General features: G+C 71.0%; 19 protein-coding genes, 2 tRNA genes and 1 other RNA gene. 14 read left to right on the top strand and 8 right to left on the bottom strand.

Annotation, left to right across the window (positions count from 1 at the left end):
* Window positions 1-240: 240 nt before the first annotated feature.
* Together ASG04_RS00595 and ASG04_RS00590 are read right to left on the bottom strand one after the other, a co-directional pair.
* Window positions 241-792 carry a hypothetical protein gene (locus tag ASG04_RS00595; protein ID WP_056118769.1) on the bottom strand — a complete coding sequence of 184 codons (552 nt, stop codon included), beginning with the start codon at window positions 790-792 and terminating at the stop codon, window positions 241-243.
* Window positions 793-1,027: 235 nt separating this feature from the next.
* Window positions 1,028-1,112: transfer RNA gene (locus ASG04_RS00590), tRNA-Ser, on the bottom strand.
* Window positions 1,113-1,230: 118 nt separating this feature from the next.
* Between ASG04_RS00590 and pta the strand changes: the two genes are divergently transcribed.
* Both pta and ASG04_RS00580 read left to right on the top strand, forming a co-directional pair.
* Entirely contained in the window at window positions 1,231-3,342 is a 2,112-nt protein-coding gene (gene pta / locus ASG04_RS00585; protein WP_056118766.1) for a phosphate acetyltransferase, read from the top strand.
* A gap of 65 nt (window positions 3,343-3,407) precedes the next feature.
* Window positions 3,408-4,604 carry an acetate/propionate family kinase gene (locus tag ASG04_RS00580; protein WP_056118764.1) on the top strand — a complete coding sequence of 399 codons (1,197 nt, stop codon included), beginning with the start codon at window positions 3,408-3,410 and terminating at the stop codon, window positions 4,602-4,604.
* Window positions 4,605-4,667: 63 nt separating this feature from the next.
* On the opposite strand, the gene ASG04_RS00575 is transcribed toward ASG04_RS00580, so the two are convergent.
* Window positions 4,668-5,342, bottom strand: a complete 675-nt coding sequence (locus ASG04_RS00575) for an SDR family oxidoreductase (protein ID WP_056120078.1) — start codon at window positions 5,340-5,342, stop codon at window positions 4,668-4,670.
* Window positions 5,343-5,378: 36 nt separating this feature from the next.
* Here ASG04_RS00575 and ffs point away from each other — a divergent pair.
* The 12 genes from ffs (at window position 5,379) to ASG04_RS00520 (ending at window position 19,334) form a co-directional block, all read left to right on the top strand.
* Window positions 5,379-5,475: signal recognition particle sRNA small type (gene ffs, locus ASG04_RS16920), an RNA gene on the top strand.
* Between the two features lie 84 nt (window positions 5,476-5,559).
* Window positions 5,560-8,313, top strand: coding sequence for a DNA polymerase III subunit gamma and tau (locus tag ASG04_RS00570; protein WP_056118760.1), 2,754 nt, complete (start codon window positions 5,560-5,562; stop codon window positions 8,311-8,313).
* Window positions 8,313-8,912 (top strand): recombination mediator RecR, encoded by a 600-nt coding sequence (gene recR / locus ASG04_RS00565; RefSeq protein WP_056118756.1) that lies wholly within the window; start codon window positions 8,313-8,315, stop codon window positions 8,910-8,912. Before ASG04_RS00570 ends, recR begins: the two co-directional genes overlap by 1 nt.
* 113 nt (window positions 8,913-9,025) lie before the next feature.
* Window positions 9,026-10,288 carry an aspartate kinase gene (locus ASG04_RS00560; protein ID WP_056118753.1) on the top strand — a complete coding sequence of 421 codons (1,263 nt, stop codon included), beginning with the start codon at window positions 9,026-9,028 and terminating at the stop codon, window positions 10,286-10,288.
* 25 nt (window positions 10,289-10,313) lie between these two features.
* Window positions 10,314-11,366 carry an aspartate-semialdehyde dehydrogenase gene (locus ASG04_RS00555; RefSeq protein WP_056118752.1) on the top strand — a complete coding sequence of 351 codons (1,053 nt, stop codon included), beginning with the start codon at window positions 10,314-10,316 and terminating at the stop codon, window positions 11,364-11,366.
* 97 nt (window positions 11,367-11,463) lie between these two features.
* Window positions 11,464-12,951 (top strand): malate:quinone oxidoreductase, encoded by a 1,488-nt coding sequence (locus ASG04_RS00550; protein WP_082517690.1) that lies wholly within the window; start codon window positions 11,464-11,466, stop codon window positions 12,949-12,951.
* Between the two features lie 48 nt (window positions 12,952-12,999).
* Complete coding sequence (locus ASG04_RS00545) at window positions 13,000-14,226, top strand: Rv2578c family radical SAM protein (protein WP_082517689.1); 1,227 nt, start codon at window positions 13,000-13,002, stop codon at window positions 14,224-14,226.
* 167 nt (window positions 14,227-14,393) lie between these two features.
* Window positions 14,394-15,599 (top strand): sensor histidine kinase, encoded by a 1,206-nt coding sequence (locus tag ASG04_RS00540; protein WP_056118749.1) that lies wholly within the window; start codon window positions 14,394-14,396, stop codon window positions 15,597-15,599.
* Between the two features lie 68 nt (window positions 15,600-15,667).
* Window positions 15,668-16,864: a hypothetical protein gene (locus tag ASG04_RS00535; protein ID WP_056118746.1), complete on the top strand. Its 1,197-nt coding sequence runs from the start codon at window positions 15,668-15,670 to the stop codon at window positions 16,862-16,864.
* Entirely contained in the window at window positions 16,851-17,552 is a 702-nt protein-coding gene (locus ASG04_RS00530) for a DNA-binding response regulator (RefSeq protein ID WP_235515382.1), read from the top strand. Before ASG04_RS00535 ends, ASG04_RS00530 begins: the two co-directional genes overlap by 14 nt.
* The gene (locus ASG04_RS00525) at window positions 17,552-18,184 is read left to right on the top strand and encodes a thymidine kinase (RefSeq protein WP_056118745.1); all 633 of its coding nucleotides are present in this window, start codon (window positions 17,552-17,554) and stop codon (window positions 18,182-18,184) included. Before ASG04_RS00530 ends, ASG04_RS00525 begins: the two co-directional genes overlap by 1 nt.
* 112 nt (window positions 18,185-18,296) lie before the next feature.
* Entirely contained in the window at window positions 18,297-19,334 is a 1,038-nt protein-coding gene (locus tag ASG04_RS00520; protein WP_056118743.1) for an LLM class flavin-dependent oxidoreductase, read from the top strand.
* Between the two features lie 184 nt (window positions 19,335-19,518).
* Here the strand turns inward: ASG04_RS00520 and ASG04_RS00515 are convergent, their stop codons facing one another.
* The 5 genes from ASG04_RS00515 to ASG04_RS00495 all read right to left on the bottom strand — a co-directional run bounded on the left by ASG04_RS00515 (window position 19,519) and on the right by ASG04_RS00495 (window position 24,991).
* Window positions 19,519-20,142 (bottom strand): response regulator, encoded by a 624-nt coding sequence (locus ASG04_RS00515; protein WP_056118741.1) that lies wholly within the window; start codon window positions 20,140-20,142, stop codon window positions 19,519-19,521.
* Window positions 20,139-21,164, bottom strand: a complete 1,026-nt coding sequence (locus ASG04_RS00510; protein ID WP_056118739.1) for a sensor histidine kinase — start codon at window positions 21,162-21,164, stop codon at window positions 20,139-20,141. Before ASG04_RS00510 ends, ASG04_RS00515 begins: the two co-directional genes overlap by 4 nt.
* Before the next feature lie 130 nt (window positions 21,165-21,294).
* A tRNA-Pro gene (locus ASG04_RS00505) sits at window positions 21,295-21,368 on the bottom strand.
* A gap of 99 nt (window positions 21,369-21,467) precedes the next feature.
* The gene (locus tag ASG04_RS00500; protein ID WP_056118738.1) at window positions 21,468-22,427 is read right to left on the bottom strand and encodes a metallophosphoesterase; all 960 of its coding nucleotides are present in this window, start codon (window positions 22,425-22,427) and stop codon (window positions 21,468-21,470) included.
* Window positions 22,424-24,991: a transglycosylase domain-containing protein gene (locus tag ASG04_RS00495; protein ID WP_082517688.1), complete on the bottom strand. Its 2,568-nt coding sequence runs from the start codon at window positions 24,989-24,991 to the stop codon at window positions 22,424-22,426. Before ASG04_RS00495 ends, ASG04_RS00500 begins: the two co-directional genes overlap by 4 nt.
* Window positions 24,992-25,028: the final 37 nt, after the last annotated feature.

Raw genomic sequence — 25,028 nt, 5'->3', positions numbered from 1 at the left:
GCTGTAGGGGCCCATGAGCGCCGCCCCCGACCCTCCGGGTTGGTTGGACCCGGCCGGACTGGTGAGGTCCGGATGTGGTGGCACTCGTGATGAGGTGATGTCACCATCACGCATCGTCTGGACACGTGTCAAGCGCGTGTGCGTTTCCGGGCGTGCCGGACCGCCGCGAGCCCCTTCACGGGGCGTCGGACAGCGGCGCGCGGGTGCGAGCTCCCTCAGGGGACGTCGTGCAGCGCCGGGTCAGTCGTCGCGGCGCCCGCGCAGGGTCCGTCGGGCGAAGTCCCGCGCGGGCATCGGTCGCCGGAGCTCCGTGATCTGGACGCCGAGGGTCTCGACGACCCGGTCGATCGCGTCCTCGCCCCAGACGTCCGCGCGCATCCGGAACAGCCGTGCGCCGGTGGCGTCGACCGCGACGAGCTCGCGCGTCGTCCGGTCCACCGAGCTGCCGAAGGTCGTGCCGAGCACGAGGCCAGCGACCTCGGAGCGTGGGAAGGTCCGGGCCGGGGTGACGAGACCGCGGACCGCGACCGCGTCGGTGCCGATGCCGACGAACGCGAACCGCAGCCGGACGAAGGCCAGACCCGCGACCACGGCGAGCACCACGACGGCCGTCGCCACCAGGGCCCAGAGCCGCAGCGGGAGCGCGACCCAGACGAGTGCGACGACGAGCGGCACGGCCGAGAAGACGATGCTCAGCGCGGTCGACCGCACGAGCGAGGACCGCGGGCGCAGGACGAGCTCGTAGGCCGTCTCCGTCCGGGGCGTCTCCGCCGGCACCGTCGTCTCCCCCACGGCTTCGCTCCTGTCCCCTCGGGCGCCCGTGTCGGGCCGCCCGTCCCGGCCAGCATAGGGGAGCGGCGGAGGCCCGCGACAGATCTGTCCACCCTTCCCACGGCGTTCCTGGCGAACGGGGTGCAGGGGCGTCCACCGGGTGGGGGACCGGCCCCAGACGGACGCGGCACGACCGACGCGGCACGAACGACGAGAGCGCGAGACCCGACGGGGTCTCGCGCTCTCGGTGGTGCTGCGGAGAATGGGGGATTCGAACCCCCGAGGGCTTGCACCCAACACGCTTTCCAAGCGTGCGCCATAGGCCACTAGGCGAATTCTCCTGGTGCCGTCTCGCGACGACACCCCATGGTACAGGTCATCGGGCCTGTGGACGACCACCTCCGTCCACAGTGGCCCGGTTCCCAGTGGCCACGACGGGCGCGCCGATACGCTGAGACGGTGTCGACCCGCATCTACATCACGTCAGCAGAAGGACACACGGGCAAGAGCACGGTGGCGCTCGGTGTCCTCGAGACCCTCGCGCGCACGGTCGGACGCGTCGGCGTGTTCCGGCCCGTCGCCCGTTCGGTCGAGGAACCCGACTACGTGCTGCAGCTCCTGCTCCAGCACACCGGCACCAACCAGTCCTACGACGACGCGCTCGGAGTGACCTACGACGACGTCCACGCCGACCCGGACGCCGCCCTCGCGACGATCGTCGGTCGCTTCGGGCAGGTCGAGCGCCAGTACGACGCGGTCCTGGTGCTCGGGTCGGACTACACCGACGTCGGCAGCCCCACCGAGCTGTCGTTCAACGCCAAGGTCGCGGCGAACCTCGGTGCACCGGTGCTCCTGGTGCTGGGCGGCCGGGTGTCCGCCGAGCGCGGGGCACGCACGCCGGCCGACATGGCACAGGTCGCCGACGTCACCACCAGCGAACTCCGCGCCGCACACGCCCAGCTGCTCGGGGTCGTGGTGAACCGTGCCGACCCCGACGCGCTGGACACCGTCTGCGCGAGCGTCGCCGCCGCGGTCGCCGACCACCACCCGGACACACCGGTGTGGGCGATCCCCGAGGACACGGTCCTGGTCGCCCCGACCGTCCGGGCCCTGCTCGCCGCCACCGACGCCACGTTCGTCCGCGGCGACGAAGCCCTGCTCGACCGCGAGGCCCTGGGCACCGTCGTGGCGGGCATGAGCATGGAGAACGTGCTCCCGCGTCTGATCGAGGGCGGGATCGTGGTCGTCCCCGGCGACCGCAACGACGTCCTCATCGCGACCCTGCTCGCGAACCAGTCCGAGACCTTCCCGAGCCTGGCCGGGGTGATCCTCAACGGCGGGTTCGAGACCGCGCCGCAGATCACGCGCCTGCTCGAAGGGCTGTCCAGCTCGCTGCCGATCGCCACCAACCACCTCGGCACGTACGACACCGCGCTCCGGATCACCCAGACGCGCGGGCGGCTCGCGGCGGACTCCCCGCGCAAGGCCGACCTGGCGCTGGCGCTGTTCGAGCGGCACGTGCGCGCGGACGAGCTCCTCGCCCGGCTCGAGGTCACGCCCTCGGGCGTCGTGACACCGCTGATGTTCGAGCACGGCCTGATCGAGCGGGCGCGCGACCACGCCCGGCGCATCGTCCTGCCCGAGGGGGACGACGACCGCATCCTCCGCGCGGCGTCGACGCTCCTGCAGCGCCAGGTGTGCGACCTCACGATCCTGGGCGACCCCGCCGCCATCCGGGCCCGGGCGACCGAGCTCGGCCTCGACCTCGACGCCGCACAGCTCGTGTCGCCCTTCGACCCGGAGCTGCGCGAACGCTTCGCTGCCGAGTACACCCGCCTGCGCGCCCACAAGGGCATGAGCATCGAGCTCGCCCGCGACACCGTGACCGACGTGTCGTACTTCGGCACGATGATGGTGCAGCTCGGGCTCGCCGACGGCATGGTGTCCGGGGCGAAGCACACCACGGCGCACACCATCCGGCCGTCCTTCGAGATCATCAAGACCCGCCCGGACACCTCGATCGTGTCGAGCGTGTTCCTGATGGCGCTCGCTGACCGGGTGCTCGTCTACGGTGACTGCGCGGTCATCCCGGACCCCACGAGCGAGCAGCTCGCCGACATCGCGATCTCCTCCGCCGAGACCGCGACCCAGTTCGGCATCGACCCGCGCGTGGCGATGCTCAGCTACTCGACGGGCGACAGCGGCACGGGGGCGGACGTCGACAAGGTCCGTGCCGGCACGGCCTTCGTCCGCGAGCGTCGCCCCGACCTGCTCGTCGAGGGCCCGATCCAGTACGACGCCGCCGCCGACCCCACGGTCGCCAGCACGAAGATGCCGGACTCCCCGGTCGCCGGGCACGCGACCGTGTTCATCTTCCCGGACCTCAACACCGGCAACAACACGTACAAGGCCGTGCAGCGATCAGCCGGCGCGATCGCGATCGGCCCGGTGCTGCAGGGGCTCCGCAAGCCCATCAACGACCTGTCCCGTGGCGCGCTCGTCAGCGACATCGTCAACACCGTCGCAATCACCGCGATCCAGGCCGGCACCGCCGAGCCGGACGCGGGCTGACCGCCGGACCGCACCCGCGCCTCCAGACCGGCCCGACCGGGCCACGCACAGAAAGCGAGCGACACGTGACATCCGCCCTCGTCGTCAACTCCGGATCGAGTTCGTTCAAGTACCAGCTCATCGAGCTCGACGGTGAGCGGATGCTCGCGTCCGGACTCGTCGAGCGCATCGGTGAGTCGTCCGGCTCGTGGAAGCACACGAACGCGCTGACGGGGGAGTCCGCGTCGAACGACTCGGCCGAGGTGCCGGACCACGCGGCGGGCTTCCAGGCGATGCTCGACGCGTTCAGCAGGACCGGCCCGTCGTTCGACGAGCACCCGCCGGCGGTCGTCGGCCACCGCGTCGTCCACGGCGGGACGACCTTCGACCGGGCCACCGTCGTCACGCCGCAGGTCGAGCAGCAGATCGAGGCGCTCTCGAGCCTGGCGCCGCTGCACAACCCCGCCAACCTCGAGGGGATCCGGGCCGCACAGCGGGTCTTCTCCGACGTGCCGCACGTCGCCGTGTTCGACACCGCGTTCCACCAGACGATGCCGCCCGAGGCCTACACGTACGCGATCCCGGCCGACCTGGCGTCGCAGTACTCCGTGCGCCGGTACGGCATGCACGGCACCAGCCACAAGTACGTCTCCGAGCAGACCGCCGTGTTCCTCGACCGGCCGCTGTCCAAGCTGAAGACCATCGTCCTGCACCTCGGCAACGGCGCGTCGGCGGCGGCCATCGACGGCGGTCGGTCGATCGAGACCTCGATGGGCCTCACTCCGCTCGAAGGTCTGGTGATGGGGACCCGCTCCGGTGACCTCGATCCCGCGGTCCTCATCCACCTGCACCGACAGGCCGGGCTGTCCTTCGACGAGCTCGACGACATGCTCAACAAGCGGTCCGGACTGCTCGGACTCACCGGCAACGGTGACATGCGCGACGTCCAGGCAGCAGCGATCGACGGGGACGAGACCGCCGAGGCGGCGCTCGCCGTGTACCGGCACCGCATCCGCCGGTACGTCGGGGCCTACACCGCGCAGCTCGGCGGGCTGGACGCCGTCGTGTTCACCGCGGGCGTGGGCGAGAACAACGCGCTGCTGCGTCGGCGGGTGCTCGCCGGACTCGAGCACCTCGGCATCGAGATCGACGACGACCGCAACGAACTGCACGCGAAGGACGCCCGGCTCATCTCGACGGACTCCTCACGGGTGGCCGTGCTCGTCGTCCCGACGAACGAAGAGCTCGAGATCGCGCGGCAGTCCGCGGCCGTCGCGCTGTAGACACCCACAACGGACAGGAGGCCCCGCGCACGTCGCGCACGGGGCCTCCCGTCCGTCCGTGGGTCAGCCCAGTGCACCCAGTGCGGCAGTGATCGGCGTGTTGCCGCTCGTGACCTCGAACTGCACACCGATCGCGGCGTCGTCGAGCAGCGCGTGCAGCACGACCGCCGCGACGTCGGCCCGGGGGATCGTCCCGCGGGGGACCGTGGACCCCACCGTCACGGTGCCCTGCGGCGGGGTGTCGAGCAGCCCACCGGGACGGACGATCGTCCAGCGCAGGCGCCGCGCCCGGATGTTCGCGTCGGCCTCGGCCTTGGCGCGCAGGTAGACCTGGAACACCGCGCGGTCGTCTGCCGCGGGGACGACGGCCTGGGTCGCGTCGTAGGTGTCGGCACCCATCGCCGAGATCATCACGTACCGTTCGATGCCGACCCGGACCGCGGCATCGGCGAGCAGGACCGCGGCGTCGCGGTCGACCGTGAGCTTCCGCTCGGCGCCGCTGTCCGGCCCAGCGCCGGCGGCGAACACGACGGCGTCCACCCCGCGCAGCCGGAGCGCGAGCTCGTCGTCGTCGAGCTGCTCGAGGTCGGCGATCATCGCGGTGGCCCCGGTCTGCTCGACATCGGCGACGTGGGCGGGGTTCCGGACGATGCCGACGGCCTCGTGTCCGGCGTCGACGACCAGGCGGGCGAGGAGGAGGGCGATCTGGCCGTGGCCTCCGGCGATGGCGATCTTCATGCGTTCGATCATGCCCGTCGGTTCCGGTATGCTTCCGGAGGCTCCTCACGTGACGCCATCCAGGCCAACTCCCCCAGGGCGGAAACGCAGCAAGGGCAACCGGGCTCTGGCGGGTGCGTGAGGAGTCTTCTTCGTTCGCGGACGGGTCCACGCCGGTCGCTCCGACGCCTGTGGAGAACGGCCTCCCGGTGTCGGCTGTCCCGGCTACCCTTGTCGCGTGGTCACCGCCCTGTATCGCCGTTACCGGCCCGAGAACTTCGCCGAGCTGATCGGACAGTCGCAGGTCACCGATCCGCTCCGCACCGCCCTCCGCACGAACCGTGTCAACCACGCCTACCTGTTCAGCGGGCCGCGCGGCTGTGGCAAGACGACCTCCGCCCGCATCCTGGCGCGCTGCCTGAACTGTGCCGAGGGGCCGACCGACACCCCGTGCGGTGTCTGCCCCAGCTGCGTTGAACTCGCACGCGGCGGCAGCGGCTCGCTCGACGTCATCGAGATCGACGCCGCCAGCCACAACGGTGTCGACGACGCGCGCGACCTGCGTGACCGCGCGGTGTTCGCACCGGCGCGCGACCGCTACAAGATCTTCATCCTCGACGAAGCGCACATGGTGACCCCGCAGGGGTTCAACGCGCTGCTCAAGCTGGTCGAGGAACCGCCGGAGCACGTCAAGTTCATCTTCGCGACGACCGAACCCGAGAAGGTCATCGGCACGATCCGGTCGCGCACGCACCACTACCCCTTCCGGCTCGTCCCGCCGGCCGCGATGCTCGAGTACATCGAGCAGCTCTGCACGCAGGAATCGGTGACGGTCGACCCGGGTGTGCTGCCGCTGGTCGTCCGTGCGGGTGGCGGGTCCGTCCGCGACACCCTGTCGCTGCTCGACCAGCTCATCGCGGGCAGTGAGGACGGCGCGCTCCGCTACGAGCGTGCGGTCGCCCTGCTCGGGTACACGGACAGCGCCCTGCTCGACGACGTCGTCGACGCGTTGGCGGTCGCTGACCCCGGCTCGGCCTTCGCCGCGGTCGACCGCGTCGTGCAGACCGGTCAGGACCCGCGCCGCTTCGTCGAGGACCTGCTCGAACGACTCCGCGACCTGATCGTGGTCGCCGCGACGAACGAGAGCGCGGGCGCCGTCCTGCGTGGCGTCTCCCCGGAAGAGCTCGACACCATGTCGCGCCAGGCCGGTGTGTTCGGTGCCACCGGGCTGTCCCGCGGCGCCGACATCGCGAACCGCGCACTGACCGACATGACCGGAGCGACCTCGCCCCGACTGCACCTCGAGCTGATGGTGGCGCGGATGCTCGTGCCGGAAGCGGACGACACGCAGCGTGGCGCCCTGGCCCGGGTCGAGCGCCTCGAGCGTCGTGTGGGCGTCGGCGACGCCGGCGGGCACCAGGCGCCGGCCGAGGCGCCGGCGGCCCGGACCGGATCGCAGCCTGCGCGCACCGCTCCTGCTGCCGCGTCGTCGCAGCCGGCAGCGCCGGCACCCGACGGCGGCGCTGCTCCGGCCAGTTCCGCCCCGACGGCTCCGGCTCCGTCGGCACCACCCTCGTCGGCGACTGCTCCGTCTGCGTCCGCTCCGTCCGCGTCCACCTCGGCAGCGTCGGTCCCACCGGCTGCCGACTCCGAGTCCGCGCCGGCAGCCGCCGCGAACGCCGCCCAGGACGCAGCGGCCTCGTGGGCCGCCGTCGCACCGGGAACGCCGCACGCCGAGTCCACCGCACCCTCCGATCCGTCCGTGCCGTCGGAACACGCGTCGTCCTCCTCGACGGGCCAGGGCACCGTCATCGGGTCCGAGCCTGCCGTCCAGCCGATCGCCGCGGTCGGTCTCCAGCAGATGCGCGACGCCTGGCCGCAGGTCCTCGAGCACGTCCAGCGCGCCAAGCGCTCCGCGTGGACGGTGATCGTCACCGCACAGGTCACCTCGCTGCGGGACGACGTCCTGGCGCTCACGTTCCCCAGCCACCAGGACGTCGCCTCGTTCAAGGAGATGTCCGACCCGACGACCAGCGTGAGCGAACTCGTCCGCCAGGCGATCAACGACGTGCTCGGCTTCCGCGTGAAGTTCGTGGCTCGCGGCCCCGGACAGGGTGGTCCCGGGCAGCAGCGTCCGAGCGGCGCCGGCGATCCCGGGCCACGGCGCACGGGCGACGGACACGACGCGTCGCCGACGTCCGAGGCTGCCGCTCCGCCAGAGCCCGCGGCGCGGACGGCCTCCGGATCGGCCGCTCCCGCGACGACTCGGCAGGCCCAGGCTCCCACTGCGACCGCCCCGACGTCGGACGCAGCCGCGCAGGCGCCGACCCCGGCGGCCCCGGCGCAGGCTGCACCTGCACCTGCACCCGCCGCGTCGAACGACCCCGTCACGGAGTGGGCCGTCGCGTCCATCCCGGCGACCGACCCGACCGCGGGGACGGTCCCCGACAGCGTCGAGCCTGCCTGGGGCGCCCCCTTCGGGTCGACCGGCCCCGGTGACACCGTCGCTCCCGCGCAGCACGGAGCGGCCGCCCCCGACGCATCGACCGGAACGGACGCACCGGCGCCGACTGCTGCGACGGCACCGACTGCTGCGACGGCACCGACTGCTGCGCCGGCACCGACTGCTGCGCCGGCACCGGCCGACCGACCGGCACCCACCGGTCCGGGCGAGCGCACGGCCGCAGCACCGGACGTGCCCGTCGACGACTACCCACTCGACGACGGCCCCTTCGACGACGTCCCACCCGACGACGGTGCCCGACCGCACGCGCCCGCCGCCGGGGCGGTGGCCACGGCTCCGACCGGCACGGCTCCGGCCGCACCGGCATCCGCGAACGGGACCACCGCGGCGCGGACGGCGGCAGCGCCACCCCGACAGCCCCAGCAGCCGCGCCGCGCAGCGGTCCCCGGCCGGTACGGCGAGGCCGTGGTGCGTGAGATCCTCGGCGCGCAGTTCATCGAGGAGACCACGTTGAGCGAGGGCGCCTGATGTACGACGGCATCGTCCAGGACCTCATCGACGAGTTCGGCCGCCTGCCCGGCATCGGCCCGAAGTCGGCGCAGCGCATCGCCTTCCACATCCTGCAGAGCGAGTCGTTCGACCCGTCCCGGCTGTCGGAGCTGCTGGCCGACGTCAAGGAACGCGTCCGGTTCTGCGAGGTCTGCGGCAACGTGACCGAGTCGGAGCGCTGCAGCATCTGCCGCGACCCCCGACGACAGCCGGCGGTGATCTGCGTGGTGGAAGAGGCGAAGGACGTCGCCGCGATCGAGCGGACGCGTGAGTTCCGCGGGCTGTACCACGTCCTCGGCGGCGCCATCAGCCCGATCGACGGCGTCGGACCGGACGACCTCCGCATCCAGCAGCTCATGACACGCCTGGCCGACGGCACGGTGGAAGAGGTGATCATCGCGACCGACCCGAACCTCGAGGGCGAGGCCACCGCGACCTACCTGAGTCGACTGCTCGTGCCGATGGGCATCCGGACGACGCGGCTCGCGTCCGGCCTGCCGGTCGGTGGCGACCTGGAGTACGCCGACGAGGTCACGCTCGGCCGTGCCTTCGAGGGTCGGCGGCTCGTCGGGGGATAGCGCACGCAGGATCGTTGCGTGGACCCCCGTCCGGACGCAACATCCCCGGAACACCGACTACGATTGTCGAAGCCGTGCAGCGTCGCGGAACCTCGTCCCAGGAGTGCTCGCCCGTGGCCTTGATCGTGCAGAAGTTCGGTGGATCGTCCGTCGCGGACGCCGAGAGCATCAAGCGCGTGGCCAAACGGATCGTCGAGACCAAGAAGGCCGGCAACGACGTCGTCGTGGCGGTCTCGGCGATGGGGGACACCACCGACGAGCTCGTCGATCTGGCCCACTCGATCACGCCGATCCCGGCCGGGCGCGAGCTCGACATGCTCCTCACGGCGGGCGAGCGCATCTCGATGGCGCTGCTCGCGATGGCGATCAAGAGCCTCGGCGTCGAAGCGTCCTCGTACACGGGCAGCCAGGCGGGCATGCTCACGGACGCCCAGCACGGCAAGGCCCGGATCGTCGACGTCACCCCCAAGCGCGTGCGTGAGGCCCTCGACGCCGGCCACGTCGCCATCGTCGCCGGCTTCCAGGGCTTCAACCGCACCACCGGTGAGATCACCACGCTCGGACGCGGCGGCTCGGACACGACCGCCGTCGCGCTGGCGGCGGCGCTCGACGCCGACATCTGCGAGATCTACACCGACGTCGACGGCATCTTCTCCGCCGACCCCCGCATCGTCCCGAAGGCCCACAAGATCGACCGGATCACCAGCGAGGAGATGCTCGAGCTCGCGGCGTCCGGCGCCAAGGTCCTGTACATCCGTGCCGTCGAGTACGCCCGTCGGCACGGCGTCACCCTCCATGTCCGCTCGTCGTTCAGCAACGCCGAGGGCACCATCGTCTACAACCCTGCCGAGGGGGAAACCGTGGAAGAACCGATCATCACCGGCATCGCCGGCGACCTCTCCGAGGGCAAGATCACCGTCGTCGGGGTGCCCGACCAGCCCGGCAAGGCCGCCGAGATCTTCACGATCGTGGCCCGGGCCGGCGCGAACATCGACATGATCGTGCAGAACGTCTCCGCATCGAACGGACGCACCGACATCTCCTTCACGCTGCCGAAGGACCAGGGCCAGACCGTCATGACCGCACTCGGCGTCGCGAAGGCCGACATCGGCTTCGAGGGCATCCAGTACGACGACCAGATCGGCAAGCTCGCCCTGGTCGGCGCCGGCATGCGCACCAATGCCGGTGTGTCGGCGGAGCTCTTCCGCGCGCTGCACCAGGCGTCGATCAACATCGAGATGATCTCGACGTCCGAGATCCGCATCTCGGTCGTCACCCGTGCCGACACCCTCAACGACGCGATGCGCGTCGTGCACCAGGCGTTCGGCCTCGATGCCGACAACGAAGCCGTCGTCTACGCCGGCACCGGCCGCTGACCCGCCGCCGCGACCAGGAGCACCCATGACCGACCTCACCATCGCCGTCGTCGGCGCGACCGGACAGGTCGGCGCCGTCATGCGCCGCCTGCTCGAGGAGCGCGCCTTCCCCGCCGCCACCGTGCGGTTCTTCGCCAGCGCCCGCTCGGCCGGCACGACGCTGCCGTTCCGCGGCGAGCAGATCGTCGTCGAGGACTCCGAGACGGCCGATCCGACGGGCATCGACATCGCGCTGTTCTCGGCCGGAGCCACCGCTTCCCGTGCGCTCGCACCGAAGTTCGCAGCGGCCGGCGCCCTGGTCATCGACAACTCGAGCGCGTGGCGGTTGGACCCCGAGGTCCCGCTCGTCGTCAGCGAGGTGAACCCCCACGCCATCGACGCCGCGCGCAAGGGCATCATCGCGAACCCGAACTGCACGACGATGGCGATCATGCCGGTCCTCAAGGTGCTCGACACCGAGGCCGGTCTCCGTCGACTGGTCGCGACGACCTACCAGGCGGTCTCCGGCTCGGGGCTCGCCGGTGTCGAAGAGCTGCTCGGCCAGGCCCGTGCCGCGCTCGAGCAGGACACCGCGCGGCTCACCCACGACGGGTCCGCCGTCACCTTCCCGGACCCGGTGAAGTACGTCCGTCCGATCGCCTTCGACGTCGTGCCGCTCGCGGGCAGCATCGTCGAGGACGGCCTGGGCGAGACCGACGAAGAGCAGAAGCTCCGCAACGAGAGCCGCAAGATCCTCGAGCTCCCGGACCTGCTCGTCGCCGGCACCTGCGTGCGCGTGCCGGTCTTCACGGGGCACTCGATCTCGGTGCACGCCGAGTTCGCCAAGCCGCTGTCCGCAGCACGCGCGACGGAGCTCCTCGCCACGGCCCCCGGAGTCGAGCTCTCCGACGTCCCGACACCGCTGCAGGCGGCGGGTGCGGACCCGACGTTCGTCGGGCGGATCCGGCCCGACCAGTCGGCCCCCGAGGGGCACGGCCTCGCGCTCTTCGTCAGCAACGACAACCTGCGGAAGGGCGCGGCACTGAACGCCGTCCAGATCGCCGAGGTCGTCGTCGCGCGTCGCGCGGTCGCCGCCTGACGCGACCACCGACGGACTGGAGGCGCGGGGCGGGGATGCATCGAGCCTCCTGTCCGTCCGCTGTTCACCTGTCGGCGCACGCTTGTAGGATCATCGGGTGGCAGTGAAGCAGGTGGACCCGATCGACGTCGTCCTCATCGGCGGGGGGATCATGAGCGCCACGCTCGGCGCGCTCATCCACCGGCTCGAGCCGAGCTGGAAGATCCGCGTGTACGAGCGCCTCAGCGGCGTCGCGCAGGAGAGCTCGAACCCCTGGAACAACGCGGGGACGGGGCACTCGGCGCTCTGCGAGCTCAACTACACGCCCGAACTGCCCGACGGCCGGGTCGAGATCGCCAAGGCCGTCACCGTCAACGAGCAGTTCCAGGTATCGCGCCAGTTCTGGTCGTTCCTCGTCGAGAACGGCACGCTGCCCGACCCCACCAGCTTCATCAACCCGACGCCGCACATCTCCTTCGTGTGGGGTGCCGACAACGTCGAGTACATGCGCAAGCGGTACGAGGCGATGCGGGACCACCCCCTGTTCGCCGGCCTCGAGTTCAGCGACGACCCCGAGCAGATCCGCCAGTGGGCCCCGGCGCTCATCCCCGGGCGCAAGAAGGACCAGCCGATCGCGGCCACCTACTCGGCCGCCGGGTCGGACGTCGACTTCGGGTCGCTGACCCGGCAGCTCTTCGACCAGCTCGAGGTCGACGGTGTCGAGTTCGAGCCCAACCACCAGGTGGTCAGCATCCGCCGCGGCAAGGTGTTCGACGGGTGGGCGCTCGACGTGCGCAACGAGGTCGGCCGAACCCGGCAGTCGATCGCGGCGAAGTTCGTGTTCGTCGGTGCCGGCGGCGGGGCGCTGCACCTGCTGCAGAAGTCCGGCATCCCGGAGATCCGCGGGTACGGCGGCTTCCCGGTCTCGGGTGAGTTCCTGCGCACGGATGACCCCGAGGTGGTGCAGAAGCACGCGGCGAAGGTCTACGGCAAGGCGAGCGTCGGTGCTCCGCCCATGTCCGTCCCGCACCTCGACACCCGCATCGTCGACGGCTCGGCGTCCCTCATGTTCGGCCCGTACGCCGGCTTCAGCCCGAAGTTCCTGAAGCAGGGCTCCCTGTTCGACCTGGTCAAGTCGATCCGGCCGCACAACCTGCGACCGATGCTCAGCGTCGCCTTCTCGAACTTCGACCTGCTCCGCTACCTGATCGGACAGCTGCTCGCGTCGAAGCAGACCAAGTTCGAGGCACTCCGCGACTTCATGCCGGCCGCGCAGCCCGACAACTGGCACAAGATCATCGCCGGGCAGCGCGTGCAGGTCATCAAGCCCGACAAGGACAAGGGCGGGGTGCTGCAGTTCGGCACCGAGGTGATCACCTCGGCAGACGGCTCGATCGCCGGCCTGCTCGGCGCGTCCCCCGGGGCATCGACCGCCGTGCCGATCATGCTCGGTCTGCTCCGCAAGTGCTTCCCCGACCGCTGGGACCGCTGGGAGGACGCGGTCCGCGTCATGGTGCCGACGTACGGCAGGGACCTTGGCGAGGACGCGGCCCTGGCCGACGAGACCCTCACGCACACGGCGAAGGTCCTGGGTCTGCACCACTGACACCCGATCGCACTTGCGCCGCGTTCGAACGTGTGTTCGAATGACGGCATGCGATGGGACGGGCAGGCGATCGACGCGTCACGGGACGACATGCTCCCGGGGCTCGAGTCGAACACCGGGTTCGTCCGCAGTGTGACGACGCCGGAGTTCACCGGCGTGACCTTCCACGAAGTCCTGGCGAAGTCCGCGCTCAACCGCGTGAACGCGATCGACGGCGGCACCTGGGGCATGACGATCAACCCGTACCGCGGGTGTTCCCACGCGTGTGTGTACTGCTTCGCCCGCCCCACCCACACCTGGCTCGAGTTCGACGGCGGCGCGGACTTCGACCAGCAGATCGTCGTGAAGACCAACGTGGCCGACGTCCTGCGGCGCGAACTCGCGAAGCCGACCTGGGACCGTCACCCGGTCGCGCTCGGGACGAACACCGACCCGTACCAGCGGGCCGAGGGCAAGTACCGGTTGATGCCCGACGTCATCGCCGCCCTCGCCGACTCGGGCACGCCGTTCAGTATCCTGACCAAGGGCACGCTGCTGCGTCGGGACATCCCGGCGCTGGTCGCGGCCTCGGAGCGGGTCTCCGTCGACCTGGCGATGTCGATCGCCGTGTACGACGACGAACTGCAGCAGTCGGTCGAACCAGGGACGCCGACCACCGCGGCACGCCTGGCGACCGTGCGGGCGGTCCGCGACGCCGGGCTGACGTGCTCGGTGTTCCTGATGCCGGTGCTGCCCTACATCACCGACACGGTCGCGCACCTGGACGACGCGATCGGTCGCGCCGCCGCGGCCGGGGCGACGAGTGTCATGTACTCGGCACTCCACCTGAAGCCGGGCGTCAAGCCGTGGTACCTCGAGTGGTTGGCGCGGACGCACCCCGACCTGGTGCCGCGGTACCGCGCGATGTACCTCGACAACACCTTCGCACCCAAGGACTACCGCCGGTGGCTCGCCGAGCGCATCCGGCCGATCCTCCGCGCGCACGGAGTCGGCGTCGGCCAGGTCGACCCCGCCACCGGGTCGATGGGGTTCTCGCAAGGGGCCGGCCCCCTCGGCAACGACCCTGTCGGCGACGGACTCACGGCCGACCCCGCTGCCGGGCCGGGCAGCGACCGAGCCGCTGGGATCTCGCCGCTCAAGCGCGCTGACCGCACGTGGGACGAGCGCCAGCAGCGCGACCGCCGCGATCTGCGCACCCGCTCGCTCGTGCCGGCGGGGGCGTCGCGTCCGGCGTCCGGCACCGGGATCTCGAACGGTGGACCGACGCTGTTCTGACGTCGCGGAGTGCGGGCCGCGGAGCGCGTTCGGGGGACATCGAGCGTCAGTGGAGGCCGGTACCATTGAGTCAGTCGTCTCCCGGTACCCGATCCGGGGTACACGACCGCCGTCGTGGTGGTTGGATCGAGGGCGGCGCTCCCTGGCTCCCGGAAGGACGATCCACCGTGCTCGGCATCCCCACGCACCTCGCTCCGCGAGTGAACGCGTGGTCGACCGTGCGGGCGTTCCACGCGGCGGCGATCGGGTCGCTGGTGGCTGCGGTGATCACCCTGGTGCTGTTCCGGATCGACGACCCCCGCGTGGCCGTGGTGCCCGCCGTCGTGGCGGTCCTGCCGATGCTGGCGATGATCGGCGTCCACGTCCAGTTCAGCACGTGGCGGTCCGCCGTGGCCTTCCTGGCCGTCGGTGGGGCCTGCGCCTGGTGGTTCTCGGTCATCGTCCTCCGCGAGCTCCCCGTGCCCTGGGTGTCCTCGTACCTGCTGTCGCTCGTCGTCGTGCCGCTGGTCCTGGTCGGCGGAGCGGGCGCCGTCCCCGGCCGTGTCGTCCTCTGGTCGATCGCGGGGCTCGTCGTCGGGCGGCTCGCCACCGCGATCGCCACGTTCCAGAGCGGTGGTGTCGGACACCCGCTCGTCCTCGCCTGGGTCACCCTGGCGTCCGTGATCGCCATCGTGCTCGTCGCCAGCCGCACCACGGCCCAGTCCCAGCGCGTGCAGCCCGAACTCCTGCGCTCCGCCCGCGAAGAACACGTGTCCGCCTACCGTGCCGGCGTCGAGCTCGAGGCGTCGGCGATCCTGCACGACACCGTGCTCAACCACCTCGGCGCGATCTCGCTCGCCCCCGACGGACCGATGGACGCACAGCTGGCACGGACCGTCGAAGCCGACGTCGCGATGCTCACGGGGTCCGAGTGGTTGGCACCGTCCCCGCCGACCGATCCCGGCGCGGCGGTCGACGCCTTCGAGCACATGCTCGCCGAGGAACGCGCCGAGGGGCTCGACGTGACGGTGACCGGCGACGCCGCGGCGATGGGCCGACTCGACTCCACCGCACTGAACGCCCTGGTCCGAGCGGTCGGACAGTGCCTGGCGAACGTCCGCAAGCACGCCGACACGGACACCGCCGAGGTCAGTGTCTTCGACGACGGCGTCGCCTGCACCGTGATGGTGGTCGACGACGGGCGCGGCTTCGACGAGCAGCAGACCGGGGCGGACCGCATGGGACTCCGCAACTCGGTCCGCGAGCGCGTCGGTCGCGTCGGTGGCGACGTCCAGGTGTGGTCGTCGCCCGGCACCGGCACCAGCGTCATGATGACCGTGCCGTTCGAGGTCCGGACCGGTGTCGTCGCGGCGGCGGACGGGGCCACTCCGTGAACGCTCGCCTTGCGGTGCCGTCCGGGCCGCGACAGCGTCGGGACGCCACACGGCGCCCACGCCGTGCCGTGCCGCGTCGACCCCTGGACGGTGGGACCGGACGCACCGCCCAGCAGTACGACCCGCTCGGCGCCATGGGGTCGCGCCCGCTCGCCGTCGTCCTCGGTGCCGCCGGTGTCCTCTGGGCGATCCTGACCTCGGTCTTCGACCGCGACGTCGCGGGCAGCCCCACGCTGAGCGCGATGACGGTCCTGCTGCTCGCCGCGTCGGCCGCGGTCGTCCTCGTGGCGTCGAGTCCCTTCCGCGCGCCCTTCCCGCGGTGGGCGTTCGCCCTGCACGTCGTGCTGCTCGCCGTCGCCGCCGTCACCAGCGTCGCGGCACAGTGGGGACCCGACCGCAGCGCGCTCAACGACTTCATGTCCCTGCTCACCGCGACGGGCATCGTGATGGCGGCGCCGTACCGCCCCTGGGCCGACCTGGTGATCGGCGGCCTGGTCCTGGCCCTCGTCGACGCGGCCGCGTGGGGGACCGCCGCGACGGTGTTCCCGCACGGTGTGCCGGTGTCCGTGTCGGCGTTCCTGGCGGCCGCGCCGACGCTCGTGCTGACCGCGGCCGCCGGGGTCTTCGCGTGGACCTTCGGCGGGCTGGCCGAGCGCGTGCAGATCCGCGCGGGCTCGTACTCGGTCGAGCGTGCCGAGCGGGACGGGATCGCCGCCAGCGTGGAAGAGGACCGGTCGACGATCCTCGCGCGCGACGTCGGGCCGTTCTTCGCCGAACTCCGGACCCGCGAGACCATCACGGACGCCGACCGCGCCCGAGCACGGGCGATCGCAGACGGCATCCGTCGTGCGATGGTCGCCGACGCCGACCGCACCTGGTTCGAGCAGGCCGTCCGTGCCCACGGCGGAGCACGCGCTGTCGTCGACGACCCGGACGGGCTCATCGCCACGCTCGACACCGACCAGCGCACCGTCGTCCGGACCGTGGTCCGAGCGGTCCTCGGCGCCCCGACCGTCGACCCCGCCGGCTTCCACGCCACGGTCCGTCGTGCAGCCGACCGCCGCACCGCCGACGCCCGCGGCGATCAGGACCCGCCGACGAACCGCGTGCTCGTCTCGCTCGACGTGGACGTGGCCGACACCGACGTCGGCATCCACCGCACCTTCGACCCCTACTTCGCCGTCCTCCGGGTCACGTTCCCGGACCTCGACGTCGCCGTCCGTCCCTCTTCCCTCGCACTAAGGTTCTCCTATGACCAGCACTGACCCGAACAGGCTGACGGAGGGCACTCCCGCCCTGCCGAACCCGGGCTCCCGCCGGGTGCGTCTGGCCATCCTCGACGACCACGAAGTGCTGCTGGACAGCCTGTCGAGCTGGATCGCCGTCAACGCGTTCGACTTCGACCTGGCACTGACCGCGCACACCTGGCTCGAGATGGTCCACAGCGACAGCTTCCCGACCGACCTGGTGTTCCTCGACTTCCAGCTCAAGGAACCCGTCTCGATCGAGGCCCGCGTCCGCACCTGCCGTGCCGCCGGTGCCAAGGTCATCGTCCTGTCGAGCGTCGACACCCGCGAGTCCCGCGACCGCGCTCTGGCCGCCGGCGCGGCGGCGTTCCTGTCGAAGTCGCTGCCGATGCGCGAGGTGATGGACGTCGCCCGCGACGTCATGGGCGTGGCGCGCGAGACCCCGCCGCAGCGCGAGTGGCGTCCGTTGCCGACCGGGGCGGCTGCCCACCAGCGCCCGAAGCTCAGCCACGGCGAAGAAGAGGCGCTCCGCCTGTACGTGTCGGGCTACTCGACGAACGAGGTCGCCAGCCAGATGAACGTGCAGTACGAGACCGCCAAGACCTACCTGCGACGCGTCCGCGAGAAGTACGCCAAGGTGGGCCGCCCTGCCTCGAAGAAGTCCGATCTGATCCGTCGTGCGGCGGAGGACGGCTTCCTCGCGTAGTGGCGAAGCTCTACTTCCGCTACGGCGCGATGAACAGCGGCAAGAGCACGGGACTCCTGCAGGCCGCCTACAACTACGAGGAACGCGGTCACCGGGTGCTCCTGGCGAAGCCGTCCGTCGACACCAAGGGCGACCATGAGATCGTGTCGCGACTCGGGGTGACCCGCATGGTCGACATCGTCTTCTCCGCCGACGACGACGTCCGTGCCGCCGTGAGCGCGGCGGGTGCGCGTGACCCGGAGTCGCCCCGTCTCGACGGCATGGTCCGGGCGGTCAGCTGCGTCCTGGTCGACGAGGCCCAGTTCCTCACCCCACGCCAGGTGGACGACCTGCTGCGCATCGCTGTGCTCGACGAGGTCCCGGTGATCGCGTACGGCATCCGCACCGACTTCCGCACGGAGGCCTTCCCCGGCAGCCGGCGACTCCTCGAGCTCGCGCACTCCCTCGAAGAGCTCAAGACGATCTGCCGGTGCGGCCGCAAGGCGGTCTTCAACGCCCGCAAGGTCGACGGGCGGTTCGTGTTCGACGGGTCCCAGGTCGCGATCGACGGCGTCGACGTCGAGTACGAGTCGCTCTGCGCGAACTGCTACCTGACCGAGTCCGGCGGTCGACTCGACGGCGACCTGGCCTGACCGAGTCCGGCGGCCGACTCGACGGCGACCTGGCCTGACGGAGCCGACCCGGGCCTCCCGTCCGGTGCAGGGGACTCGGAATGCACGCGTGCCGGGCGGCGTTGCCGACCACATGAGCGACGCTTCCGTGCACCTGTCCGTCCTCGACCTGGCCACCCGCGAGTACGGCCAGACCAACACCGACGCCCTGCAGGGCTCCGTCGACATGGCGGTGCACGCGGAGCAGGCCGGCTACGAGCGCTTCTGGGTCGCCGAGCACCACGGGATGCCCGGCATCACCTCGTCGGCACCCGCGGTCCTGCTGAGCGCCGTCGGCGCCGCCACGAGCACGATCCGCATCGGGTCGGGCGGGGTCATGCTGCCGAACCACGCGCCGCTGGTGATCGCTGAGCAGTTCGGCACCCTGCGCGCGCTGTACGGCGACCGCGTCGACCTCGGTCTGGGCCGTGCGCCCGGCACGGACGGTGCGACGGCGATGGCGCTGCGGCGCACCGACCGGCTCGACGTGGACGACTTCCCCCAGCGCCTGGCCGACCTGATCGGCTTCTTCACGGGCATGGACGCGGAGAACCCGCTCTCGCGCATCCGCGCGGTCCCCGGCTACGGGGACGTCCCCGAGTTCTGGCTGCTCGGTTCGTCCGGGTACAGCGCGCAGGTCGCCGGTGCGCTCGGCATCTCGTTCGCGTTCGCGCACCACTTCGCGTCGGACAACACCGAGGCGGCGCTGGCCCTCTACCGCGAGTCCTTCCGCCCGTCGCGCTTCCGCTCCGAGCCGAACGCCCTGATCGGCGTGCAGGTCGTCACCGACGAGGACCCCCGGGTCGTCGAGGAGCAGAGCGCCCCCGGGATGATCTCGTTCATCCGGATGCGACAGGGCACCAAGCCCGAGCCGGTGTCGATGGACGAGGCCCGTGCCTACGAGTTCAGCGACCTCGAGCGCCGCTTCATCGCTGCGCGCACCGAGCGACAGGCCTACGGCACCGCGGACCAGGTGGCGGACAAGCTCAACGCCCTGCTCGAGTCGACGGGTGCGAACGGCGTCATCGTCGCCCCCGGTGCCGCCCAGGCGCGCTACCGGCACCAGGCCCTCGACGTCGTCGCGGCGCTGCACCGCGAGGCTCGTCTGGTCCGGTCCGCCGTCGCTGCCTGACGCAAGCGGCCGGCGCAGGCGGCTGGCGCAGGCGGCTGGCGCAGGCGGCTGACGCACGGTTCGGATCGGATTCGCACAACCGGGACCCGCTCGAACCAGGGGATCGCGTGGTGCGAGCGGGTCCCGGTTGTGCGCCGTCGCGCCGTCCCGCCGTCGGTTCGGCGATCCGGCCTGGAGGCTCGGGTCAGCTGAGCAGGCCGAGTCGCGTGGCCGTCGCCACGGCTCCCACCCGGCTGGTGACGTCGAGCTTCCGGAACACGTTGTAGACGTGGCGCTTCACCGTCCCGACCGCCAGGCCGAGGTCGGCTGCGATCTCGGCGTTCGAGCGTGCCGCCGCGATGAGGCGGAGGACCTCGACCTCGCGGTCGCTGAGCGGTGAGCCCGCCCGCGCGTCCGTGACCACGTCGACGGGGAAGGTGACCGGCCCGCCGGGGTGCGTGCCGGCGCGGACGATGCGCTCGACGAGTTCGCGGCTCGGGGTGTCCTTGGTGACGAAGTCCACCGCACCGGCGTCGAGCAGCGCCCGTCGTAGTACGGCGTCCCGGTGCATTGTCAGGACCACGACGGCGATCTGCGGGTGGTTCCGCCGGACGGTCGCGATGGTCGTGCGTGCCGGGGGCCCGTCGAGCTCGACGTCGAGCAGCAGCACGTCGACGGCGGCGACCTCGAGCCCGTCGAGCACGTCGGACGGTCGTTCCCCGTGCGCGACGACACGGATCGTGGGCACGGCGGCGAGCAGCGTCGCCAGGCCCTCGCGGAAGAGGCGGTGGTCGTCGACGATCGCGACGTGGGTCACCCCGGTGGTCACAGTGCGCCCTGCGGGACCACGAGCGTGACGGTGGTGCCGGCGCCCGGCGCGCTCCGGACGTCGAGCCGTGCGCCGATCAGGGCCGCGCGCTCGCGCATCGTCGACTGCCCGAGCCGTCCCTGGGCGAGCACGTCCTGGTCGAAGCCGGGGCCTTCGTCGTCCACCGTGACGGTGACGGCGTCGTCGCTCCAGGTGAACACGACGCGGACGGCAGCGTCGCGCGCGTGCTTCCACCAGTTCGTGAGCGCCTCGAGCAGGATCGTCAGTGCCTCTTCTGCCCGCCAGTTGACGAGCACGCTCGGCGTGCCGTGTGAGGAGATCGTCACGCGCTCCGTGTCGGGGAACAGGTCGGCGGTGTGCCGCGCGAGTGCCGCGTCGAGCAGGTCGTCGCCGACGCGGGCGTGCAGGGCGACCGCCAGGTTCTGCACGTCGCCGAGGGCACGCCGGAGCTGGGTGGCCGCGGCCTCGAGCTGCGCCGTCCGCTCCGGCGCCGGGGGATCGGTGAGCAGGGCCAGGTCGATGCGCTGCAGCCCGGCGAGGATGCCGTGGGCGACCCGGTCGTGCAGGTCACGGGCGATGTGCGCGCGGGAGTCCAGGTTCGCGGTCGTGACGCGCTGGCGCAGCGCCTCGGTGTAGGCGACGGCCCCGGCGGGGAAGCGCCGCCAGATGCCCGCGTGGAGCGCCCTGGCGGCGCGGAGCAGCTCGGCCGGGGTCTCGGCGCCGACCTCGTCGACGAACACCGGCAGGTACTCGTCGAACAGCACCTCGGCGGCGAGCATGGCACCGGCGGGGTGCTGCATCCGCTCGGCGTGCAGGGCGCCCGTCGCCAGGTGTTCGTCCGCGAGCAGCTGGTCGCCCGTGACCGAGGCCTCGAGCCCGTCGGCGTAGTGCCGGTGTGCATCGGCGAGCATCGACGTGACGTTCTCGTACAAGCTCGCGGCCATCACGGGGTCGTCCCCGAGCTCGGGCGACGTCGCGGCGATGCGCTGCAGGACAGGGGCGAGGGGCTCGGGGATCTCCATGGCCCAGCCAGGGTAACGGGGGAGCGGAGCACTGCGGCCTCGGCTCGGGTGCCCTGTGTCGGAGGACACACACGGGGGCGTGCGGACATGGCAGAAGGCCCGGATCCAGGTGGATCCGGGCCTTCGTGTGTCGGGGTGACAGGATTTGAACCTGCGACCTCCTCGTCCCGAACGAGGCGCGCTACCAAGCTGCGCCACACCCCGCGGTGTGTTGGCCGTTCCGTGGAGCGACCTGAAGCAGTCTAGCGGATGATCGAGGGTGCTCACGACCACCCGAACGGCCCGTCAGGCGGGACCGGGCGGTCAGGCGGTGCGCGCTGTCAGCGTCACGACGACGGCCTCAGGGCGCACGGCGAACCGCACCGGTGCGTAGATCGAGGTGCCGAGCCCCGCCGAGACCTCGAGCCACGACCAGTGCGTCTTGTTCTGCCACCGGTGCAGGCCGCTGGCGTACTCGCGGGGGAGGTCGCAGTTGGTCACGAGTGCGCCGACACCCGGGACCGCCACCTGGCCACCGTGGGTGTGGCCGGCGAACACGATGTCGGCGCCCTGCGTGACGAAGGCGTCGAGCACACGGCGGTAGGGCGCGTGCGTGACGCCGATCGACACCGGTGTGGGGCCGTCCTCGTCCTCGGACCAGGGGACCTCGCCACGCATCTCGTCGACGTTGGTGGGGAGCAGGTCGAGCCGGTCCCAGTCGCGGTGCGCATCGGAGGTGCCGAACAGTTCGAACCGGGATCCCCGGACCTCGATGGCGCGGGCGTGGTCGTTGAGGTCGAGCCACCCGAGGGACTCGAAGAACGCCGTCTGCCGTTCGACGTCGAGGTCGACTGGGGTCGCCTTCGCGTGCATGGCACTCGGCCCGCTGAAGTAGCGCAGCGGGTTGCGCGGGGAGGGTCCGAAGAAGTCGTTCGAGCCGTACACGAACGCCCCCGGGACGCCCCGGAACGGCTCGAGGGCGTACTCGACCGCAGCGTTGGCCGTCGCGTGCCCCAGGTTGTCGCCGGTGTTCACGATGAAGTCCGGCTCGACCAAGCTCAGGTCACGGAGCCACTGCTGCTTGTCGGCCTGCCACGGCGCCATGTGGATGTCGGACAGGTGCAGCACGACGACGTCACGTGACCCCGGCGGCAGGACCGGAACGGTCTCCCACCGGATGCCGAAACGGCGGCGTTCGACGAGCGTTCCCCACGCCGCCGCGGCGGTGCCGGCAGCGGCGCCCGCGGCGAGGACACCGAGGGCGGCGCGACCGGTGCGGGTCACTTGCAGCCCTTCGGCGCCTTGCCGTCCTTGTCCCCGTAGAGCTTGAGCGTGACGCCGGTGTCCTTCGAGGTCGCCGTGCCCGGAGCCGGGTCGATGCTCGCGACGGTGCACTGGTTCTTGCCGTCGCCCTTCTCGAACGCGTCGGCCACCGCCACGTTGCCGAACCCGGCGTTGTTCATCGTGGAGCGGGCGTCACCGACGGACTGGCCCGCGGCCTCGGGGACCGTGGACTGCGTGCCGTCGGTCGTGTAGACGGTCACCGACGAGCCACGCGAGAGCAGCGACCCGGACCCGGGGGAGGTCGAGGACACCGTGCCCGCCGTGCCACCGCCCGGCTGCGTGCCGCCGTCGACGTAGGTGAACCCGGCGGCCGAGATGGCCGAGCGGGCCTGGTCGGCGGTCTGCCCGGCGACGTTCGGCACGGCGATGCTGTTGCCACGGATCGCGGTCTGCGACGGCGCGGGGAACGCTTCGCCGGGGAAGTACGTGTTGATCGGGGTCATCGCCTGGCGCCAGACGTCGGCGCGGTTGCTGGCGTAAGAGCCGTACCCGGACCCGCTGTAGTAGTGACGGAGGTTGGTCTTGCCGCCGTCCCAGTTGCCCTGCCAGTACGCCGTGGCGACCTTCGAGCTGCCGCCGACGAGCCAGATCTGGTCGGCTTCGTCGGTGGTCCCCGTCTTGGCGAACATCGGCGTGCCGCCGGCCGTCTGCGCGCCGACCGCGGTGCCGTACTTGATCGTTCCCTGCATCGCATAGGCAGCCGTGGCCGCGACGCTCGGGTCGAGGACCTGCTTGCACTCCTTGGGCTGGCCGCCCAAGCTCTTGCCCGACGCGTTGGTGATGTTGTCGATCGCGATCGGGGCGCAGTACGTGCCGCCGTTGGAGATGGTGGCGTAGGCAGCCGCCATCGTCATCGGGGCGATCTCGTTGATGCCGAGGACCGACGTCGGGTTCGACTTGAGCTCGCCGCCGTCGGCACGGTGGACGCCGAGCGACTTGGCCGTGTCGCGAATGTCGCAGAGATCCAGCTTCTGCGCCATGTTCAGGAACGCGACGTTGACGGACAGCGCGGTTGCTCGAGCGACGGTGAAGTTCCCGTTCTCACCCGGGCTGTCGTTCTTGGGGGTGTAACCGCCTGCGTAGTACGGCGCGCCGCATTCCTTCCAGCCGGACGCCATCAGACGCGGCGTCCCGCTCACCGTCTCGTTGAGTCCATGGCCGTTCTTCAACCAGTCGAGCAGGGTGAAGATCTTGTACGTTGATCCGGTTTGGAAACCGCCGGAGCCGCCGTAGTCGAAGTCGGTGCTGTAGTTGATTGACGTCGAGGTAGGCGCAGTTTGCAGTGCCTGGTCGTAGTCCTTGTTCTGGGCCATCGTGAGGATGCGGCCGGTGGACGCTTCGATGGAGTTCATCGTGGACCCCAGCGCGAACCGCGTCTCAGTGTTCGGGTCGTACTTGTTGAGCAGGTCCTTCTGCTGACCGTTGAGGTCGAGGTTCAGCGTGGTCTGCACGGTGTACCCGCCGTTGCGCCACGCGACGCCGCGTTCCTTCTCGGTGCCGCCGAGCTGCGACATCTGCTTGACGACCTTGACGGCGTAGTCGCAGAAGAACTGCGACCCGTTGCCCGCCGCGGCCTTGCAGCCCTGGTTCGGTGCCGTCAGGTGCACGTAGTCCGCCGGCTTCGACGCGATCGCCGAGTCGAACTGCTCCTTGGTCAGGTGCTTCTGCGCGTACATCGACTTGAGGATGACGTCGCGTCGGGCGACGTTGGCGTCGTAGTACTTCGGGTCGGACAGGTTGCGCGTGTTGGGCGACTGCACGATCGCCAGGATCGATGCGGCCTCTTGCGGCGTGAGGTCCGTGGCGTTCTTGTTGAAGTAGTGCTGCGCGGCTGCCTGCACCCCGTAGGTCTGGTCGCCGAAGTAGGCGATGTTCAGGTACCCGGTCAGGATCTCCTTGTGCGAGTACTTCTTCGCCAGGCCGATCGCGAGCTTCATCTCCTCGAGCTTGCGGGGGATGGTCTGCTCGACCGCGTCGTTGTAGGCCTTGTTGCGCTCTTCTTCGGTCGGGAGCTCGAGGGCCTGCTGCATCTTGATGTTGCGGACCAGCTGCATCGTCAGCGTGGACCCACCACCGGACTCGCCGAGGCCGCCCGCGAGCGAGCCGACACCGGCACGCACGAGCGAGGTCATGTCGACACCGCCGTGGTCGTAGAAGCGCTTGTCCTCGCCGTCGATGGCCGCGTTCTTCAGCTGGTCGCTGATCTGGTCGAAGCTCAGTTCCTGACGGTTCTGGTCGTAGACCGTCGCCAGGTGCACGGACTGCCCGCCCTGGTACGCCAGGACCTCGTTGCGCTGCGGGAGGTCACCGATCTCGATGTACTCGGGCAGCGACTCGAACACGCCGATCGTCGAGGTCGTCGTGACACCGGCGACCGCGATCGCCGGCGTGACACCGATGGTGACCAGCAGGCCGGCCAGCACACTGAAACCGACGAAACCGACGAAGGCGCCGACTGCAGAGACGGGTTTGGTCCGCGAGGCAGACGTCTTCTGGGCAGACATAGGATGCAGCCTAAACGACACCCACGACTGAAAGGCT

Origin of the sequence: Curtobacterium sp. Leaf183, assembly GCF_001424385.1 — a bacterium.
GTDB lineage: Bacteria > Actinomycetota > Actinomycetes > Actinomycetales > Microbacteriaceae > Curtobacterium.
This window is presented reverse-complemented; position numbering and strand designations above follow the sequence as displayed.

Bases quoted from the DNA above. Each gene is read 5' to 3' on its own strand.
- ASG04_RS00495 (WP_082517688.1), bottom strand. From the start codon at position 24,991: ATGTCTGCCCAGAAGACGTCTGCCTCGCGGACCAAACCCGTCTCTGCA.
- recR (WP_056118756.1), top strand. From the start codon at position 8,313: ATGTACGACGGCATCGTCCAGGACCTCATCGACGAGTTCGGCCGCCTG.
- ASG04_RS00520 (WP_056118743.1), top strand. From the start codon at position 18,297: ATGAGCGACGCTTCCGTGCACCTGTCCGTCCTCGACCTGGCCACCCGC.
- ASG04_RS00530 (WP_235515382.1), top strand. From the start codon at position 16,851: ATGACCAGCACTGACCCGAACAGGCTGACGGAGGGCACTCCCGCCCTG.
- ASG04_RS00555 (WP_056118752.1), top strand. From the start codon at position 10,314: ATGACCGACCTCACCATCGCCGTCGTCGGCGCGACCGGACAGGTCGGC.
- ASG04_RS00545 (WP_082517689.1), top strand. From the start codon at position 13,000: ATGCGATGGGACGGGCAGGCGATCGACGCGTCACGGGACGACATGCTC.
- ASG04_RS00510 (WP_056118739.1), bottom strand. From the start codon at position 21,164: ATGGAGATCCCCGAGCCCCTCGCCCCTGTCCTGCAGCGCATCGCCGCG.
- ASG04_RS00575 (WP_056120078.1), bottom strand. From the start codon at position 5,342: ATGAAGATCGCCATCGCCGGAGGCCACGGCCAGATCGCCCTCCTCCTC.